Here is a 19754-nt window from a genome sequence, read left to right as displayed (position 1 = left end):
GAGGACAAGGCCAATGCCGCCGGACCCTGACTGACAATACGCCCCAGGGACAACAGACGTGCGCTTCCCGCATACGGAAGTATTTAATAGTTTTTTAACGACATACGAACCAATTATTTTGTGCGGCGCGCTATAATAATAGCGATAATATCCTCCCAGAATGCTCGATTGTTGCTGTAACGCCGAGGCAAGTCGTAAAGCCCGGAAAATTTGAGTTTCAATACGTCAACAAGCGCAGAAAATCGAGGCTTCCGAAACAATTCAAGTCTTGATCTGTAAAACCCGGACATATCTTTGTAAACAGAAAGAAGATAATTATCTTCATATGCTTCACCGCATTCAGAAAGATGTATAACAACATCATTCATCACACGAGAAATTTCACTTCTCTTGTATATGTAATTATTATATTTATAAAAAACACTTTTAATTACTGAAAATTTACTCTTTTTTCTGAATTCCTCACTGCCAGCAAAGTTATTCCCATGCTGACGATAAAGCGCAAGCGGACGAGAGTTATAAACGACCAGACCCGTGCTTGTTGCAAGAAAATATATCCAGCGATCATGTGCCAGCAGTCGCCCGTCACTTATTAAATCAATCGGGCGTTTTCCGGAATCCCACAATGCAAGAAGAGAGCGTCGAAATACACAGGAAAATCCAAAAAAAGCGTTCAGCGGATCAAGGTCTGCAAGTCGATAGCAACCATCCGGTATTACGTATTCAGGATCCCGAAGTGCTGCCCCCGAGGCAGAAATAAGCTGACAGCCATGAGAAAACAGCATGACCTGACTGTTTATAAACGCGTTAGCAGCAACCTCAAGTTTTTCAGAATTCCAGATATCATCCTGATCACAAAAGGCAACATAGTCTCCCTCACAGAGAGCGGAAGCCTTCATGAAATTATCAGCGTAACCAAGATTGGTCTCGTTCTGCAGGATGCGCACAGGAAAGGGAGAGGACTGCGCAAAATTTCTCAGAATATCAATAGTTTCGTCCCTGGAACCATCGTCGCAGACAACCAGTTCATATGGAAGAAAACTCTGTTCAGCCAGGGAGCGTAACTGCTCTTCCAGAAAGAGCGCTCCATTATAAGTGGCCATAGCAATCGAAATTGTAATCTTCTGCAAGAAATTTACTCTCCAGAGTGAAAAACAGCCTGATTGATTGCCAGCTCTTCTATCTTCAAGGCATACGCTTCTTTCTAAAGCAAATTTTGACGATTATATCAACCTTAACCCGAAATATATCCAGAGAGTGTTATGTACTTTCTGGCACGACCGACGCAGCAGAAATGGATGATTACTGCACTAAGACCGTATCAGTCTGATATCAGCGACGAGGAGTGCGCTCTCTGATTGTTCCGTATCAGCTTCTGATGGAAGAAGCCACGGAACAGCGCCATCATGCTCTGCGGATTATGCTGCGTATTGCATCCGGACGCTGCGATCTGCACCGGAGAGCGGCCCCCGAAGCAGGTATGATAGCGCGAAAAAAACCGAAGCCACACATGGCGGCCGATACCCCCAGACATCTTCTGACTTTACACATAACCCCGACAAACAGAGATGACGGGCAGAAGCCGGACGACTGGCTGAAACCATTCCGCAGACCACTCAGGGAAATGTCGAACTGGCATGGGCTGATCAGAACTATACCGGATCAAAAACGGCACAAGCCCCTGAAAAACAGAATATCACATTCGAAATCATCAAACATGCCGGAGATGCATGAGGGATTACGAACACTACGCTTCAGTCCTCGCTGTCATACACATCACAGCATTCGCATACTTCACGCTCAGAAATACCACCGCAATCAGCCAGATTACATAATCCCTCCAGACCAGGAAACGGAATGTCTGGCTGCCGACGCTTCATACGGCGTTTGTATAACATCCGTTCTCTGAGCCGATCGGAAGCAAACTACATGCTCCCCGGACACAGATTCGTTCCACATCCGAAAAAATCGTCACGCAAAGGCACGATTCGTGCAACGATTCTTTCATCCCATTTTACAAACATATCGGAATCAGAGAGACCGCGTTCTTTTGCAGAACCTGGGACAAAGCCCGGAAAACCGCGTCTCTACAGGCCTTGCGTCTGCAAAGCCTCGGACTGTCCGAAGCCTTTCATCATCCCCGGGACGAAAAACCTCTGGCCTTTCCCGGCAGAGACACGTCCTCCTGCCCCGAAACCACCAAAAGACCGCACATCCGCCCTGCCGGAACAAGCCCTCCTGCCCCCATCCATCTGGAAAACAGTCACCCCTGATCTGGTCAAACTCAGCCCGAACCACTTGCAAACAAACAGCTTTTTCATTCCACAAAAGAAACAAAACTGTCCATAACTCTCTGGAATCAGCCCCCCAGCCCCCCAGCCGCCCCGTCCCCGAAACGAACCCACAACAAAAACCCCTGGACCCGCAGCACGGAGACACGTCCCCTGACCACACCACAAAACCCGGAAGAAACCAGACCCCGATGCCGAACAGCCTCCCGCCGGCCTCTCAGCCGCCGGAAACCACCCGCCCCCGCTTCGCCCCGCGCAGCGCATGCATCGTGAACACCCCGATGCCCAGCAGCACCGCCGCAAAGGTCTGATGCACCGTGCCCGCCCAGACCGGCACGACCAGCAGCAGCGTCGTCACGCCCAGCGCATACTGGATCAGCACCGCCCAGCCGAGCAGCGCCACACCCGCATGAGCCCGCGGCCCAAGATTCGCCCGTACGCCCGACAGCACAACCGCCCCGATCATCAGCACGGTCACGGTCGCCAGCAGACGATGATCGAACTGCACGGCCGGAATATTCGCAATCCAGTTGAACCAGAACGGCGACAGCTTCGCATAGCCCTCAGGGATCAGATGCCCGTCCATCAGCGGGAAGGTATTGAACACAAACCCCGCATGCGTCCCCGCCGTGAACCCGCCGGCAATGATCGTCAGCGCCACCAGCCCCAGCGCCCCGTGCAGCAGCCCCCGCGTCCGGCGGCCGGCCGCCAGATCAGGCACAGCCTCAGCCCGCGGCCACCGTACTGACAGCGCCGTCCACAGAATGGCGACATACAGAATCAGCGCCGCGCTCAGATGCAGCACCAGCCGCACCGGCTCCACCGCCGTGCTGCCCTCGCGAAAGCCCGACGCCACCATGAACCAGCCGATCGCGCCCTGAAGCCCGCCCAGCACAAAGAACACCACCAGCCGGATGATCAGCCCCCGCGTCAGAACGCCCTGCACCGCGAACATCACCAGCCGCACCATCAGATAGATCCCGATGATCCGCCCCCAGAACCGGTGCGTCCACTCCAGCCAGAAAATCTTCTGAAACCCCGCCAGCCCGAACCCGTCATGCAGAATTTTGTACTGCGGGATGTTCTGATACAGCGCGAACTGCCGCTCCCACTCCGCATGACTCAGCGGCGGGATCATCCCCGTCACCGGGCGCCAGTCCATGATCGACAGACCCGAACCGGTCAGCCGCGTGGCGCCGCCAAGCGCAATCATCCCCAGCAGCATGACGCAGATGGTCAGCAGCCAGTTGGAAACCCGCCGCCGGTCGCGAATGCTCATCCCGTCGATAACGGTCGCATCAGGAGTCCGGGCAGTCGCGGAGGAGGGAGAAATCGTATCAGGCATGGCGCCGTTTAACGCGCACTTGCAACGCTGAGCAAGGAGGTGTTACCGCGCCTGATGCACAAAGCGTCAGATCTGAATGCCCGGCATGGCTCACAGGCCGGTCGCGGCGAGACAGACCCGGACCACGAAGCGGGCCGGCCGGCGCTTCTCGCAACCCTGATCCGCCCCGCCCTGATGCTGCTCCTGCTGACCGCCGGCGCGGTGCTCTTCCGCGAAACCCCGGCCCTCAGACATGTTCTCGACAATACCGGAACACTCCGCCACGGACTGACCGGGCGCCTCCTGTTCTGCCTCGCCGGAACAGTCTGGTGCCTGTTCGGCCTGCCAAGGCAGATCCTGTGTTTCGCCGCCGGACTGACCTACGGCTTCTGGGAAGGCTCATTCCTCGCCACCCTCGCAACCACCGCCGGTTCCATGAGTTGCTATGGCTGGGCGCGCTGGGGCGGCCGCGCCTGGGCAACCAGGCGCCTGGAAGGCAGCGAAGCAACCCCGGAGGCGCGGCGCGGCATAAAGGCACGGCTTTTTCGAATGAAGCGGACATTACGGCACCACCCCTTCGCGTCAGTCATCACGCTGAGGCTTCTTCCGGTCGGCTCTTCTCTGCTTCTTAATCTGTTTGCCGGACTATCCGGCATCGCAGCCATGCCTTTCGCCATGGCGACCCTTATCGGCAGCCTGCCGCAGACGATGATCTTCGTGCTGCTTGGCTCGGGAGCGAAGATCGATGGCACAGACCGCATTCTCGTCGCAATCGTGCTGTTCGCCGTTTCAGGAGCACTCGGCCTGTGGCTGCTGCGCCGCACCGCGCCGGAGCTCACACCCGCTCCATCCGGAACCGGACTGATCCGCCCGTCTTCCTGAGCCGTCCTTCTGATCCGTGCGGGTAATGACTTGCCAGCCAGGGGCCTCACGCCTTAGGAGAGCGCCGGCAGATCACCGGTCCGGGAACCCGGCTTCCCCTCCCGGCAGGGCTGCCATCGCGGATTGACGGGGTCAAATCCGTTTCCGTCCACCCTACACCACCTTTTCACAGCCAACAGAAAACCGGAGCGTCCGCATGGCCTCTGATGTCCGCCCGTCCCTTACCGGGGCCGGCCGCACCTATGAGACCCCCTCGGCCACGGCCTGGTGGCTCCCCGTCCTGCTCGGATTCCTGACCGCCGTCGGCCCGATCTCGACCGATATCTACCTCCCCGCCTTCCCGGCCATGGAGCGGTCCCTGCACACCTCGCTCGGCTCCGTGCAGATGACCCTGTCGATCTGGTTTGCAGGCCTCGCCATCGGCCAGCTCACCGTCGGTCCCATGTCCGACCGCTACGGCCGGCGCATGCCGCTGATCGCCGGCAACGCCATCTTCGCGCTGGCCTCCGCCGTCTGCGCCGCCGCCCCGGATATCCTGACCTTCAGCGCCGCGCGATTCGTCGCTTCCATCGGCGCCTCCGCCAGCCTCGTCATCCCGACAGCCTGCGTGCGCGATCTCGTCCCCGACCGGCGCGAAGGCGCGCGGATGATGTCCAAACTCGTCATGGTCATGGGCGTCGTCCCCATCCTGGCCCCGATGCTCGGCGGCATCGTGGTCACCTGGGTCTCATGGCGGGTGATCTTCTGGGCCTCCGCGGCATACGGCCTCATCTGCGTCCTGCTCGTGGTCCGCGTGCTGCCGGAAACCCTGGCGCCCATGCGCCGGGCACGGCTCTCCCCGATGACCCTGCTCACACGATACCTGTCGCTCCTCAGCCACCGGGACTTTCTGTCCCACGCCCTGATCGCCGGTTTCTCAACCTTCATGTCATTCAGCTATCTGACCGCCGCATCCGCAGTCTTCATCGTCGTATTCAGGTTCACCCCCCTGCATTTTTCGATGCTGTTCGGTGTGTTCGCCGTGTTCATGATCGGAGCGTCACAGATCAACGGAGCGCTCGTGGGCCGCTTCGACCCCGGCAAAATCCTCACCGTCTCGGTCCTCACCTCCGCCATCGGCGCCGTCGCCCTCATGGTGGTGTCAGTCTGGGTCGCGAAACACCCCGTCACGCAGGGCGGTCTGCAGCCGGTCGTCATCGTCCTGATCGCAACCATGGTCGTCACGCTCGGAGCGACCGGCCTGATCTATCCGAACGCCACCATGGGCGCGCTGGCCGAACATGCTGAAGTCGCGGGCGCCGCCTCAGCCCTGGCCGGCACCATGCAGTACGTTTTCGGGTCGGTGGCCGGCATCCTGATCGGGCTTATGCCGACCGGCACCCCCGTTCCGATGGCAACCGGAATGCTTCTCGGCGCCCTGATGATGGTGGCCGCGCTCCCGCTGAGACCCCGGCACAGCTGATCAGGACTTGACGGCGCCCGCGATATGGCGAGGGTATCGTCCCGCGAATACCGACGGAACAACAGATGGCGCGCCACCCAGCCAAACGGGCCCATGTGCTCGCGCTCCTCGGAGCGGCTCTGCTTATTGTCACATTCGGCACCCTGGCCATGCAGCTGGGGAACGAAATGGCCCGGCACGGCCAGATCGACAGACAGAGCGTCGGATCAGACCAGTTCATTCACTCTGTTGACCGCGCGGTCAACGAAGCGCGGCGATGTCACTTCGCCTGGCTTGCCACCCGGAACCCGGACAACCGGGCCTGCTTCATCAGTTCCATCGACCGCATCGCGGATGCCCGCGCCGGCTTCCCGGCTGTCGAGCGCCTGCAGGAGCGGCTCAACCGCACGAACACACCCAGCCTGGACCAGGCCCGCACCGCCTTCGACCAGATCGCCTCCTGGAAAACCGCCCCGGAAGACGCTCTCCGCCGCGCGGATACCGATATCGTTCTCGGGAATCTCGACCTGGCCCTCACGCGGCTGAGCAGCGCCGACACGGAAGAGCGCGCCGGCCGCCTTGCCGACATGCTGCGAAACACGAGCTGGCAGAAACGGCTCGACGTACTGGGCATCATCATCGGTGTCCTCGTCATGATCACGGCCGGATGGATTCTGGACCGGACCTCACTCGCAGCCGCCCGGGCCGAGGCGAGAAATCGTAATCTGGCCCTTCAGCTTCGCGCCGTTCTGGACAGCCTGACGATCGGCGTCGCCGTATTCAGCACCGATGGCGAGCTCAGACACTGGAATGACCGGCTCAGCGCCATCCTCGGTCTGAAAGAAGGTTTTCTGCGCGCCGGCCTGTCATACGACGACCTCAGCGCGGCCCTCATTGTCGACGGACGCCCCCTGCTCGAACCCCTCTCCCACGTGGAACGCGCCCTTTCGAACGGAAAAGGAGCGCCGCCTGTCGTGGCCGAATGCAAGGGCATCAACGACGCCGATCTCGAACTGTGCCGCACGCTCTTTTTCGCCCCGGACGGCAGCGTCGATGTCGATGACCGACGCGGCTTCGTGCTGACAGCCAACGACATCACGCTGCGCCTGCGAAGCGAACGCGCACTCGGCGAGGCACAGAAACTCCGCGCCGTCGGCCAGCTGACAGCCGGCATCGCACACGACTTCAAGAACCTGCTCACCGTCATTCTCGGCAATCTCGAACTCGCGACAGAAGCCGACCAGTCGCAGGACCCCTCCCGCCGGCAACGCTGCATTGACGCCGCAACTCATGCCGCCCGGCGTTCCGAGACGCTGACGGGGCAGCTGCTTTCCTTCATGCGCCGCGACAGACCGGCGCCCGATATGGTGCGGCCCGCCGATATCTTCCTGCTGACAGCCGGCCTGCTCGCTCGGGTCATCGGTCCCCGCATTACCGTCGAATGCGCGGACGCCAGCACAATCTGGCCTGTGCAGGTCAATCCCGCACAGCTGGAAAGCGCGCTTCTCAACCTCGCCATCAATGCGCGCGACGCCATGCCGAAAGGCGGGACGGTCCGTATCCAGGCCACGAATGTCACCTTCCCCGCCGGCGTGGATCTTCTGACCCTGCCGGTCGAGAATGACCGGGGATTGCGGGTTACATCCGACAGCTCACCGCTGGCGGCCGGAGCCTGGGTCCGGATCGATGTCACCGACTCCGGCTGCGGCATGGGACCCGAAATTCTGCAGCAGCTCTTCGAACCCTTCTTCACCACCAAGGAGGAAGGCGCCGGCACGGGCCTCGGAATGGCCATGGTCGTCAGTTTCGCCCATCATTCCGGCGGCCGCGTCGTCGTATCGTCAGCCCCGCAACACGGCTCTCAGGTCACGCTCTGGCTGCCGCGTGCAAGCATCAGCGCTCCCTCCTCGCCAGCGCTCGTAAAAGCCGAAGCGCCGGCGGCGAAAACCGCTCTCAAGGCGCTGGTGGTCGAGGACGATCCGGCCATCCGGGACATCGTGGCGACCATTCTGGGCCTCGCTGACTACCGCGTCAGTGAGGCGGCTGACGGTGAAGCCGCGTTCGATCTGGTGACCGAAGCCGGCAATCATTACGATCTGCTGGTCACCGACGTGCAGCTGCCCGGACCATTGGATGGTTTCCGTCTCGCGCACCTCCTGGCAGAGCGGCTGCCGGATCTTGGCATTGTCTGCATGTCCGGTGACTTCACAGCAGACATGCCGCGTCCCGCAGCAGCGCCCCAAAATGCCCGCCTTTTGCCAAAACCCTTTCGCCGCGAAGGTTTCCTGAAGGCGGTGGCCGCGGTCATGGGCGAGAAAGTCGCCTCCTGACCGCAGCTTCCGCAGCTGGAAACCTCACTCAGGCCATCGGATATAAGGTGCCGTCGCAAGGTTGCGGGAGAGTCTGTCAGAAGCTAGTGTCCGCGCCTCAGCCGCAGCAGTCATTCCGTCCCCTGAGAAACAGTTCCTGTTTCACACGCATTAAGGGCGGTTCTGGCCCTGAAGCGGACTGTCCGATCAACCCGCTTCAGGCACGGCATCATGCAGGACATTGACCTCAGACAGTATATTCGCGGCATCCCGGATTTTCCGAAGCCCGGTATTCTTTTCTACGATATCTCAACCCTGCTCCGGAACGCTGACGCGTGGCAGCTTGCGACCGCCCGCATGGCGCATGCTGTGTCACCATGGCAGCCCGATCAGCTCGCGGCCATCGAATCGCGTGGCTTTCTGACCGCGGCCCCACTCTCGACGCGCCTCGGCTGCGGTCTGATCATGCTCCGCAAACCGGGAAAACTCCCCGGAGACACGATCTCCCTGACCTATGCGCTGGAATACGGCAGCGACAGCCTGCATATTCAGGCCGATGCCATCCTGCCCGGCCAGCGCGTCGTCGTCACAGATGACCTGCTTGCCACCGGCGGTACGCTCGCCGCCTCCGTCGCCCTCCTGCGCAAAGCCGGAGCCGAAGTCGTCGGAGCGTCAGTCCTTGTCGAACTGACATCGCTCGGAGGACGTGAAAAACTGGATATTCCCGTTCACGCCCTGCTGTCCTACGATGAATAAAGCAATGCTGGCCGGACAATCATAAAATCCACCACTGTCGCCACTGTTATTTCCCACTCTTCAGGAAATTGAGTTATTCGTTTCACCAATACATGGTTAAACCGGGCATGGTGTAAGCGGGCATCATGATGTTTGCTTACACCAGATGCACGAGGCATGGGCATGAGTGATGGGGCGATCCCCAAAAAAAGGCCCTTCACGGCCCTCCTGACAAACTTTCTGGCCCGCACGGGCCTGTCGGCGCCGCTTCTGCCAAGGCTGTTTGCGCATGTCCGCTGGCTCATCGCGCCGAATCTCTACAATTTCGGTTACGCGCTTCGTACCACCATCGCCTCTCTGATTGCACTCGGCATTGCTCTGTGGTGGGAGCTCGGCAGCCCGCAATGGGCTGCGCTGACGGTCTGGATGATCGCCCAGGGCTCCCGCGGCAAGTCTCTCGCCAAAGCCCGCTGGCATATGTTCGGCATGGTGGTCGGAACACTCGCGGCCATTGGAATTGTCGCCATCTCACCGCAGCAGCCGCTGCTGTTCATCCTGCTGCTCGCGACCTGCATCGGCTCGTTCTGCTTTATCGGCACTCTGCTGCCCGGTCCCGCGACCATGACCAACTATCGTATCCACGGCATGCGGGCGAGCGGCTTCACCGTCGCCATCATCGCGCTGGACGGTTCCGCCGATCCCGACCATATCTTCATGATCGCGATGTCGCGCGCGACCTATATTACGCTTGGCGTCGTCATTGAAACCGTCCTGTCCTCGCTGTTCCAGTTCCGCCTGAACGAACGCGCCCGGGAACGTCTCGCGGGCAATTTCATCAATGCCGTCGGCAATGCCGCCCAGGCTCTCGCCATGACTCTGACAGGCGACCGGAAGGCGCTCCGAAACTCACCGGAGATGCTCGCCTCACTGGCCTCGCTGGGGGATCAGATCGAGTTCGCGGAAATCGAAATGGGTAAGCATGGCCACGAGGGTGACCACGCCCGCGCCGCCCTCTCGGATATAGCCGCTCTGTTTTCCCGCGCACTCGATCTGTCGGCCCTGATGGACGATCCTTCAAGTTACGGAACAACGTGGCAAAAGGTCGCCGATCGAAGTCACGATTTCCTGCTGTCGCTGCCCGACCGTCTGAAGGATCCGCCGGAATTTCCGGGCCTGATGGCCGAACTCGCCTCCCTGCGCGCCGATTGCCGTCTCGATGCCGCGACCTGCCTCGACATCGAAATGAATATGGTCACACATCCGCCCGTGAAAGCCGCAGCCGAAATCGCCGTTACACGGGAAGGCCAGGCGCTCCACGTGCTCGGTGATATGCTTGACCAGCTCCAGGAAGCCCTCACTCAGTTCGAAGCCAGCCGCAATCCGTTACCTCACGACCGGTTCCATTTCGCCATGCGCACCTGGCGTGACTGGCGTATCGCCTTCGCCAACAGCCTGCGGGCCAGCGTGTCCATATTCCTGGCCGGCGTTTTCTGGTTTGCCACGGCATGGCCGGACGGAATTGTTTTCGTGATGTTCGTCTGTATCGTCTGCGCGCTGTTTTCAACCCTCGAAACACCCGCCATGGCCAGCCGCGCCTTTCTGCACGGCGCCCTGTGCGTCTCCGCCGTCGCCATGCTCATTACCTTTTGGGTGGTGCCCGCTGTCACGGTCTATGAAATGCTGGCGGCAGCCTTCGTGCCGTTCATGATGATCGGCGGTCTGGCATTCGCCAATCCGTCGATGATTCTCGGAGCAGTCGCCTACAATCTGTTCCTGACCATCCTCGTAGCTCCCCTCAATCAGGGCCGCACGGACGAAATTCTGTTTTTTAACACCGCCATGCCGCTTTGCCTTGCTATGGCATTCTGCACCTGGATGTACCGCGTTTTTCTGCCACTTGATCCTGACGGCGTTCGCTGGGATATGCGGCAGCAGATTCTCCGGGGATTGCGTAATCTTGCCCGCAAACCCCATCCGGCCCTGCCCAGGGATGTCGTGGGGATCAGCGTCGAGCGTATGGTCCGGCTGCTGAATACGGTCGCCGGGCGGCGCGGCCCGGTCATCGACGCATATCTCAGCGGCGTGCTGTCGGGAATGACGGTCGGACTTGCGATCCTGAACCTGCGCGGCATTCTGACACGCGCCGAACTGCCACCGGCGGCAGCCCATGACGTGCAGCAGATGCTGGCCAGGATGGCGCAGTTTACCGGTCGTTACGGGGGCCATTACGGCCGTACTGAAAGAGCCACACGCCTTGCGGTGATTTCTCTGGAGCGCCAGGAACAGGTCGAAACCAACCTGTCACAGCGTGTCGAAATTCTCCGTGCCCTGGCCAGTCTGCGGGTGATTTCCGCCGAACTCACCACCAACAGGCTCTTTTTCGACGCGTCCAGCCCCTATCTCGATCCGGTCTTTTCATAATCCGAAAACACCGGACCTTCGACAACCTGCCTGTCCTGTAAAATCAGACTGAACAGACTTTCGGTCTGCACCTGATTTCAGGACTGCCCCCTGAAATTACCGTCCGGACAGACGGAAACCCCACTTTTCGTTCACCCCTGCAGCTTGTCCAGCTCACGGACAATGGCGTCCCCCATTACATCCGTGCCGACTCGCGCCATACCCTCGCTCATAATGTCAGCCGTACGCAGACCCGTCCCCAGCATGGCGGCAACAGCGTTCTCAATCATGTCAGACTCCGCCTGCATGCCAAACGAGTACCGCAAAAGCATCGCGAATGAGAGAATCTGCGCGATCGGATTGGCAATACCACGCCCCGCGATATCCGGAGCGCTGCCATGAATCGGCTCATACAGCGCCGGGCGACGCCCATCGGAATGCACGGCGCCCAGCGTCGCGGAAGGCAGCATCCCGAGGCTTCCGGTCAGCATTGAGGCCAGATCAGACAGCAGGTCACCGAACAGATTGCCGGTCACGATGACATCGAACTGTCGCGGATTACGGACCAGCTGCATGGCGCAGTTATCGGCCAGCATATGCGACAGAGTGACGTCAGCGTATTCACGGGCATGAAGGTCTGTCACAACCTCTTTCCAGAGCAGCCCGCTCTCCATCACATTGCATTTTTCGACTGAACAGACAGAATTCTGCCGTTTGCGCGCAAGATCAAAAGCGACACGCGCGACACGCTCGATTTCGTGCGTTGTATAAACCTCGGTATTGATTCCGCGCCGCTGGCCGTCCGGCAGTGTCTCAATCCCGCGAGGCTCTCCGAAATAAATGCCGCCCACCGTTTCGCGGACGATCATGATGTCGAGACCTTTCACGACATCCGGCTTCAGCGTGCTGGCATCCACCAGCGCATCGAACACCTTCGCCGGACGCAGATTGGCAAACAGCCCAAGTTCCTGGCGAAGCTTCAGGATCGCGATCTCAGGACGCTTATCGAACCCGACATGCGCCCATTTCGGATCACCCACCGAACCGAACAGCACGGCATCAGCTTCACGTGCTTTCTGAATGACCTCCTCACGGATCGGCACACCATATTCTGCCAGAGAGGTCCCTCCGACCAGATCCTCGGAAATATCGAACGTAATTCCGCGACGCCTGCCAAGCCATGCGGCAACACGTGCGACTTCGCGCATGACTTCGGGACCAATGCCGTCACCGGGCAGGATCAGCAGTTTCTTTGTGCTCATGAGAGTCTCCGGCAAGATCGCGTCTCTTCTCAGAGACTACGGCAGCCGGAACGTGTCGCCTCGCTCCGGCATTGTAAACAGGTTCCAGGAATCACCGCCTGAGCGTGCGAACCCGATCAGAAAAATGGCCAGCTCAGGACCCAGCTCAAGACATAAACCGATGACGCACGCTTACCAGCGCGACAACGGGCTTTCAATGCGGGTAATCCGTGTCTCCGGCGCCAGCGCCGGATCAGCGGCCCGGCCGTCCCTCGATCCCCGGCCGGAGCGTGGAAGGTCCGTCGTATCCCCACGGACGATCACGTTCTTCCGACGCGTGAGCGGAGAAACGTGTCTGCGGAAATGCTTCCGGGCAGTTTTGCCGTATCCAGGACACGATCCTCTCGCGTATCGCACAGCGCAGATCCCAGCTGCGAACGGCAGTACGCGCACCGGCGGTAATGCGAATCATGATGGTCCGCTCGCTGGCATCGGCGACCTGTACGCTGAAATCCTTGCCATTCCATTCCGGACAGGCCTCAACGATCTCCGCAAGCCGCGTCCGGATCATGTCCATCGGCGCCAGAAAATCGAGGTAGAGATAGACAGCCCCGACCAGCTCGGCAGAGTTGTAAGTCCAGTTCTCAAAAGGATTATCGAGAAAATAGGACAGAGGCACAATTCTGCGCCGCTTATCCCAGCAACGCAGCACCACATAGGTCGAATTGATCTCCTCGACCCAGGTCCAGTCCCCGTTGAAAGCGATCATATCGCCCATGCGGATGGGTTGCGTAACCGCAATCTGAGCGCCGGCGATAAGATTGGTAAGAACCGACCGGGCTGCGAAGCCGACGATAATCGACGCGGCACCGGCCGAGGCGAGCAGACTGAGGCCGTATTGCCGTACGGGATCAAACGTCATCAGCGCCGCGCCGATCGTCAGCACGCCGATAATGATTTCCGCCATCCGCTGTAACAGCCGGACCTGTGTCAGGTGTTTGCGCCCAAGAATATCTTCTTCGCGATCATCGGCTGAGGCATCGAGATGCGAGATATAGCTTGTGGCGCCGACGCGCGCGCTTTTCATCAGCCCCAGCCCGAAAGCCAGAACAAGGATCACGGCAAACAGATGCGCCAGACCACCGGCCATCGGGATCGGAAGATCAAGAGCCGGAATAGCGAAAATCATGAGCGTCGATGTAACGGCGATCTGCACGGGATGGCGCAGGGTAACGGCTGCGGTGCGGATCAGTGACCCTGATCTGCGTCCCGGAATACGTGCCAGAACCCGCCGGATAATAAAGCCACTGATGATGGCGGCAAGCGCCCCGAGCATGAAGAGAATGAGCAGCGAAGCGAGAGTTGGTGGCATCCAGCCAAACCAGGACCGGATATCCGAAAGCGAAGAAAAAAAAGTTCCTCTCAAACCGCGTCATTCTCCTGTTTTCGGGACGGAAAAAACAAAGCTCACACAAATATCCTGCGAGGAACGAACGCAAAGCACGCGTTCACGTTCCCGTAAGAATGTCAGCAGTGTGAAAGAGCACTCCGCAGAACGGAAATGCGGGCGCGGCTCCGGCAAAGCTGAAAGCGGCGCGAAATTCCGGAAACACAGACAGGACGCGCCTGACATGGCGCGCCCCGCAAATAGTCAGCTCAGTCTTTCTTGGATGAACGCTCGTTTTTCTTGCGCTCATGCGGATCAAGATAACGCTTCCGCAGACGGACAGCCGAGGGCGTGACCTCCACCAGCTCGTCATCCTCGATATAGGCGATCGCCTGCTCAAGGCTCATTTTGCGCGGCGGGGTCAGAAGCAGAGCCTCATCCTTGCCGGCCGCCCGGATGTTGGTGAGCTTCTTTTCACGGACACAGTTCACTTCAAGATCATTCTCGCGCGAATGCTCACCGATGATCATGCCGACATAAACTTTCTCGCCAGCGCCCAGGAACAGCGTGCCGCGATCCTGCAGCGAATACAGAGAATACTGCGTCGTCACACCGTCTTCCGACGAGATCAGGGAGCCGTTCCGGCGCCCTTCGATCGGACCGGCATAAGGCTGATACCCTGCGAACAGACGGTTCATGATGCCTGTGCCGCGCGTATCGGTCAGGAACTCGCCGTGATAGCCGATCAGACCGCGTGAGGGGATCAGGAAGGTCAGACGCACCTTATCGCCGCCTGAAGGCCGCATGTCCTGCATCTGGCCCTTACGCAGGGACATCTTCTCAACCACAACGCCCGAATACGGCTCGTCAACATCGATCAGAACCTCTTCGTAAGGCTCCTCACGCTCGCCGGTTTCTTCGTTCTCACGGAACAGAACCCGGGGACGGCCAATCGTCAGCTCAAAACCCTCGCGACGCATGGTCTCGATCAGAACGCCCAGCTGAAGCTCACCACGACCGGCGACTTCAAACGCCTCGCTTTCCGGACTGTCGGTGACGCGAATGGCAACGTTGCCTTCCGTCTCCTTGAACAGACGGTCACGGATCTGCCGGGACGTGACTTTCTTGCCTTCACGGCCGCCAAGCGGACCATCATTCAGGCGGAAGGTCATCGACAGAGTTGGTGGATCAACCGGAATGGCGGGGAGCGGCCCGGTGACTTCCGGAGAGGCGATCGTGTCAGGAATGGTGGTGTCGGAAAGACCCGCAACCGCGACGATATCGCCGGCCTCGACCTCATCAACCGGCACCCGCTCAAGACCACGGAAAGACAGCAGCTTGGTCAGGCGTCCGGTCTCAACGATCGTTCCATCCTGACGGATCGCACGCACCGGCATATTGACCTTCGCACGACCCTGCTCAACGCGACCTGTCAGCACACGGCCGAGGAAGTTGTCGTATTCGAGGATCGTCGCGACCATCGCGAACGGTTTGTCCTTGTCGAGAGCCGGCGGCGGCACGTGGCTCAGGATCAGGTCGAACATCGGGGACAGATCCTTGCGGGGTCCGTCCAGTTCCGTGTCGGCCCAGCCCTGACGACCGGATGCGAAGAGCATCGGGAAGTCGAGCTGCTCATCATTCGCGCCCAGAGAGGCGAACAGGTCGAAGATCTCGGTGTGAACCTCATCAGGCCGGGCATCGCCACGATCGACCTTGTTCACCACAACGATCGGCTTCAGGCCACGGGCCAGCGCCTTGCCGACCACGAACTTCGTTTGCGGCAGTGCACCTTCGGCCGCGTCGACCAGCACGATCGCACCGTCCACCATGCTCAGGATGCGCTCAACCTCACCACCGAAGTCAGCATGGCCCGGGGTGTCAATGATGTTGATCCGCGTATCTTTCCAGACCACGGAAGTGCACTTGGCGAGGATGGTGATGCCACGTTCTTTTTCAAGATCGTTGCTGTCCATCGCGCGCTCAGAGACCTGCTGGTGCTCGTGAAAGGAGCCGGACTGTTTGAGAAGTTCATCAACGAGCGTGGTCTTGCCATGATCGACGTGAGCGATAATGGCGATATTGCGGATTTCCATCGTAAAGCGGGCCTGATCTTTCCTGCACACAGACCCGCCACAGACTGCAGGAGTCTGCGGCGGGCCTTCATTGCTCGCAGTCCATAGAGAGGACAGCGGCAGAATGCACGCGAAACTTCATCGCAGCGGCGTGATCGTGCCCGGTAAAAGGCGCTTTCCGGGGACTCAGTTCGCAACAGGGAAAGTAACGGCACCCTGAACGAGACCCGGTACATCCGTTCTCAGACAGAAGAGTCCCCCGGTCTGCGGTTCGGCTGTCAGCACGGCATCGGAGAGACCTTTTCGGGCCGTGGTGACAAAAACCGTGCGGCCTTCCGCGCCACCGAAAGCCACCTTGGTCACATTGCGGGCCGGAATGGCGATCGGGTCCAGGCGCGTTCCATCCGGGCGAAAGCGCTCGATCCGGCCACCACCCCAGACGCCGGCCCAGAGCGTTCCGGCACGGTCCATTGCGAGTCCGTCAGGAGCCATATCCCCGACTTTCGCGAAGATCCGTCTTTCACTCAGCGTGCCATCCGGCGCGAGATCGAATGCATAGATCGTGCTCAGCCCCGAGTCACACTGATACAGAATCCGGCCATCCGGGGAGACGGCGGGGCCGTTACTGACAGTGTAGCCGTTATGATGACGGATCAGCCTGTGACCGGCACCGATGCTGTACAAGGAGCCCGTGGGGTTTTCCTCGGCGTCGTCCATCGTACCGAACCACAGGCGGCCTGAAGGATCGACATGCCCGTCATTGACTCTGTTTCCGGGCAGATCGCGCTCGACAGCGAGAACATCGTCGAATTGTCCGGTGGCCGGAGCAAACCGGCGAAGTCCGTCTTCCATGCCGCAAAGCACATCCCCGCCTTTCAGCGGGACGAGAAAGCAGGGCCGGACCGGCGTGTCCCATGATCGTGTCGCGGCGCTGACCGGATTGTAACGATGAATTTTGTGACCGAGAATATCGACGAACCAGAGAACTTTCTCCGCTTCGCTCCAGACTGGTCCCTCTCCCAGTTCCGCTTTCAGATCCCAGATGCAGACCGGGGCATTCAGCGCCTTATCCCGTGGATCGAACGGCACAGCTTCCGCTCTGGTCTCTGCGGTCATGTCGTGCGCTCCCTTTATCCGTCAGACAGGCAACGGAACGCCCCTCCCCGAAACAGGGTTGCGCTCCCGTTATGCCCGTCCTGCCAGATTCATCCCGCATCGCACAACACGCCAGGATGGACATGGGACAGAGAAGGAAATAGGTATCATTCTCAACTCTGCACAGGCGGACAATCCGCAGCCATGCGCCTGAACGAACTGTCACCCGGATCTGAAGCGATCATAGACCACATCGAGGACCGTGAGGCCGATGATGTCGTCGCCGTGCGCCTTCGGGAACTCGGCTTTGTGCCGGGCGAGCCGGTCAGGATCATCGCATTCGGTCCGTTCGGCGCCGATCCGGTCGCAGTGAAAATCGGCTTTACGCGGTTTGCACTGCGCCGGGTGGAGGCTTCCCGCGTGGTGTTGCGGGATGCGGCCTGATCATGGACGCAATGGTCGAAAATCTTCCGCTGCGGGCCGCTCTGGTCGGCAATCCGAACTGCGGCAAGACAGCCCTGTTCAACCAGCTGACGGGCAGCCGGCAGAAAGTTGCGAACTATGCGGGCGTGACGGTCGAACGCAAGGAGGGCCGGCTGACCACGCCGTCGGGTCGCGCCGTCCGGCTGCTCGATCTGCCGGGCGCCTACAGTCTGACGGCGACCAGTCCTGATGAAGCCGTCACACGGGATGTCTGCGCCGGGCGCTACCGGGGTGAGCCGGCGCCGGAACTGCTAATCTGCGTTCTGTCCGCGACCAATCTGCGCCTGCATCTGCGTTTTGCGCTGGAAGTCCGGCAGCTCGGTCGTCCGATGATTGTCGTCCTCAACATGCTGGACGCGGCCCGCAAACAGGGACTGGCCATCGACGTCCCGCGACTGCAGCAGGAACTGGGCGTTCCTGTCGTGACGGCGGTCGCGATCCGGAAGAACGGGGCGTCTGATCTGCTGGATCTGCTGGATCATCCGCCGCTTGTCGGCCCTGCTCCCCTGCCGGGAAATGAGGACATACATGCGACGGTGCGGCGGCTGCTGGCCGACTGCGTGACCCGCCCCTCCGCTGTTGCCGAAGAAGTAGAGGACCGGCTGGATCGCTGGGTGCTGCACCCGGTCTGGGGGTTGCTGATCCTGTTCGCGCTGATGTTTGTCATGTTTCAGGCGGTCTTCTCCTGGGCACAGCCTCCGATGGATGCTGTCGATGCCCTGGTGACCGGGTTTGGCGAGACGGTGCGGCATATTCTGCCGGACGGCGTACTGCAGAGCCTTCTGGTGGATGGCGTGATCGCAGGGGCAGGCACGGTTATCGTCTATCTTCCGCAGATCCTGATCCTGTTCCTGTGGATTCTGGTGCTGGAAGAGTCCGGCTATCTGCCGCGTGCGGCGTTTCTGCTTGACCGGATCATGGCATCGGCCGGGCTGTCCGGACGGTCCTTTATTCCGCTGCTGTCCAGCTTTGCCTGCGCTGTGCCGGGGATCATGGCCACACGCACCATTCAGAATCCACGGGACAGGCTGACGACCATTCTCATCGCGCCGCTGATGACCTGCTCGGCGCGTCTTCCGGTTTACACGCTGCTGATCGCCGCGTTCATTCCGGACCGGTCCGTGGGAGGCCTGTTCAACCTGCATGGTCTGGTGCTGTTCGGCCTGTATATCGCTGCCATTCTCAGCGCACTGATTGTCGCATGGGTTCTCAAGCGTGGCGGCAAAGCGACCGAGCATCCTCTGCTGCTTGAGTTGCCAGCCTATCGCCTGCCCAATCTGAGAGATCTTGGCCTCGGGCTGTGGCAGCGGGCAGTCATCTTCCTGTCCCGTGTCGGCACGATCATTGTGACGGTGAGTGTGCTGCTCTGGGCTTTATCAAGCTTTCCCGCGCCACCGACGGGCGCTACGGCACCTGCGATCGATTACAGTCTTGTCGGGATGATCGGACACTGGATTCTGCCGGTCTTTGCACCGATCGGATTTACCTGGCAGATCTGTGTGGCTCTTATCCCGGGTCTGGCGGCACGTGAGGTAGCTGTCAGCGCTCTGGCAACCGTTTATGCCACTGGCGGCTCTGATACGGATGCCGCCGCGCAGCTGACCCCGATCCTTTCGGCGCAGTGGAGCCTGGCGACGGCCCTGTCCCTTCTGGCCTGGTACGTGTTCGCGCCCCAGTGCTTTTCCACGCTGGCGGTGATCCGCCGTGAGACAGGGGGCTGGAAAATGGTTACCGTGACCGCCACCTATCTGTTCGGGCTTGCCTATGCTGCATCCTTCGTCACATGGCGGGTTGCGCTGGCGCTGGGAGGAGGGCCGTCATGATCGAAGCGTTTATCGTCAGTGTTGCAGTCGTAGCCTGTGCTCTCTACTGGATCGGACGTCTGGCTCCATCCGTGACGCGCACACTGTGGCAGGGAGCCGGCAGCGTTCTCGAAGTCGTACACGCGCCAGCCCCGTTGCGTCACGCCGTGGCCGGACGCATCACGACCAGATCCGGAAGTGGATGTGGCGGATGTAAGGGCTGTGGCAAAGATGGCGGAGGCTGCCACTAAGAACATATTCGGCTCAGCCAGAGTCGAACCTGTTTCCGGTC

Annotated in this window: 14 protein-coding genes; 8 read left to right on the top strand and 6 right to left on the bottom strand. The window is 60.1% G+C overall.

Annotation, left to right across the window (positions count from 1 at the left end; genetic code table 11):
* Positions 1-113: 113 nt before the first annotated feature.
* Positions 114-1130 (bottom strand): glycosyltransferase family 2 protein, encoded by a 1017-nt coding sequence (locus tag GOB93_RS04715; RefSeq protein WP_173582339.1) that lies wholly within the window; start codon positions 1128-1130, stop codon positions 114-116.
* 1378 nt (positions 1131-2508) lie between these two features.
* Entirely contained in the window at positions 2509-3570 is a 1062-nt protein-coding gene (locus tag GOB93_RS04710) for a COX15/CtaA family protein (RefSeq protein ID WP_173582399.1), read from the bottom strand.
* Positions 3571-3690: 120 nt separating this feature from the next.
* On the opposite strand from GOB93_RS04710, the gene GOB93_RS04705 reads away from it, so the two are divergent.
* The 5 genes from GOB93_RS04705 to GOB93_RS04685 all read left to right on the top strand — a co-directional run bounded on the left by GOB93_RS04705 (position 3691) and on the right by GOB93_RS04685 (position 11403).
* A complete protein-coding gene (locus GOB93_RS04705) occupies positions 3691-4497 on the top strand; it encodes a TVP38/TMEM64 family protein (protein WP_173582338.1) in 807 nt (268 codons plus the stop codon).
* A 196-nt stretch (positions 4498-4693) separates the two neighbouring features.
* Entirely contained in the window at positions 4694-5959 is a 1266-nt protein-coding gene (locus GOB93_RS04700) for a multidrug effflux MFS transporter (protein WP_173582337.1), read from the top strand.
* Positions 5960-6024: 65 nt separating this feature from the next.
* Entirely contained in the window at positions 6025-8268 is a 2244-nt protein-coding gene (locus GOB93_RS04695; RefSeq protein ID WP_173582336.1) for an ATP-binding protein, read from the top strand.
* A 210-nt stretch (positions 8269-8478) separates the two neighbouring features.
* Positions 8479-9003 carry an adenine phosphoribosyltransferase gene (locus GOB93_RS04690; RefSeq protein WP_173582335.1) on the top strand — a complete coding sequence of 175 codons (525 nt, stop codon included), beginning with the start codon at positions 8479-8481 and terminating at the stop codon, positions 9001-9003.
* A gap of 156 nt (positions 9004-9159) precedes the next feature.
* Positions 9160-11403 carry an FUSC family protein gene (locus GOB93_RS04685; protein WP_173582334.1) on the top strand — a complete coding sequence of 748 codons (2244 nt, stop codon included), beginning with the start codon at positions 9160-9162 and terminating at the stop codon, positions 11401-11403.
* 131 nt (positions 11404-11534) lie between these two features.
* Here the strand turns inward: GOB93_RS04685 and leuB are convergent, their stop codons facing one another.
* The 4 genes from leuB to GOB93_RS04665 all read right to left on the bottom strand — a co-directional run bounded on the left by leuB (position 11535) and on the right by GOB93_RS04665 (position 17198).
* Positions 11535-12644, bottom strand: coding sequence for a 3-isopropylmalate dehydrogenase (gene leuB, locus GOB93_RS04680; protein ID WP_173582333.1), 1110 nt, complete (start codon positions 12642-12644; stop codon positions 11535-11537).
* A gap of 232 nt (positions 12645-12876) precedes the next feature.
* Entirely contained in the window at positions 12877-14049 is a 1173-nt protein-coding gene (locus tag GOB93_RS04675; protein ID WP_173582332.1) for a mechanosensitive ion channel family protein, read from the bottom strand.
* Between the two features lie 230 nt (positions 14050-14279).
* A complete protein-coding gene (gene typA, locus GOB93_RS04670) occupies positions 14280-16103 on the bottom strand; it encodes a translational GTPase TypA (protein ID WP_173582331.1) in 1824 nt (607 codons plus the stop codon).
* Positions 16104-16268: 165 nt separating this feature from the next.
* Positions 16269-17198, bottom strand: coding sequence for an SMP-30/gluconolactonase/LRE family protein (locus GOB93_RS04665; protein ID WP_173582330.1), 930 nt, complete (start codon positions 17196-17198; stop codon positions 16269-16271).
* 183 nt (positions 17199-17381) lie between these two features.
* On the opposite strand from GOB93_RS04665, the gene GOB93_RS04660 reads away from it, so the two are divergent.
* From GOB93_RS04660 to GOB93_RS04650, 3 genes are read left to right on the top strand one after another with little or no spacing between them, the layout of a single operon-like run.
* Complete coding sequence (locus tag GOB93_RS04660) at positions 17382-17621, top strand: FeoA family protein (RefSeq protein WP_173582329.1); 240 nt, start codon at positions 17382-17384, stop codon at positions 17619-17621.
* Positions 17622-17623: 2 nt separating this feature from the next.
* Entirely contained in the window at positions 17624-19483 is a 1860-nt protein-coding gene (gene feoB, locus GOB93_RS04655; RefSeq protein ID WP_173582328.1) for a ferrous iron transporter B, read from the top strand.
* Positions 19480-19713 carry a DUF6587 family protein gene (locus GOB93_RS04650; protein ID WP_173582327.1) on the top strand — a complete coding sequence of 78 codons (234 nt, stop codon included), beginning with the start codon at positions 19480-19482 and terminating at the stop codon, positions 19711-19713. The genes feoB and GOB93_RS04650 overlap by 4 nt, the downstream gene beginning before the upstream one ends.
* The last annotated feature ends 41 nt before the right edge of the window (positions 19714-19754 follow it).

The organism is Acetobacter musti, assembly GCF_011516835.1.
Taxonomy (GTDB): Bacteria; Pseudomonadota; Alphaproteobacteria; order Acetobacterales; family Acetobacteraceae; genus Acetobacter; species Acetobacter musti.
Note: the sequence above shows the minus strand (reverse complement) of the source record. Positions and strands in the feature narration are given on the sequence as shown.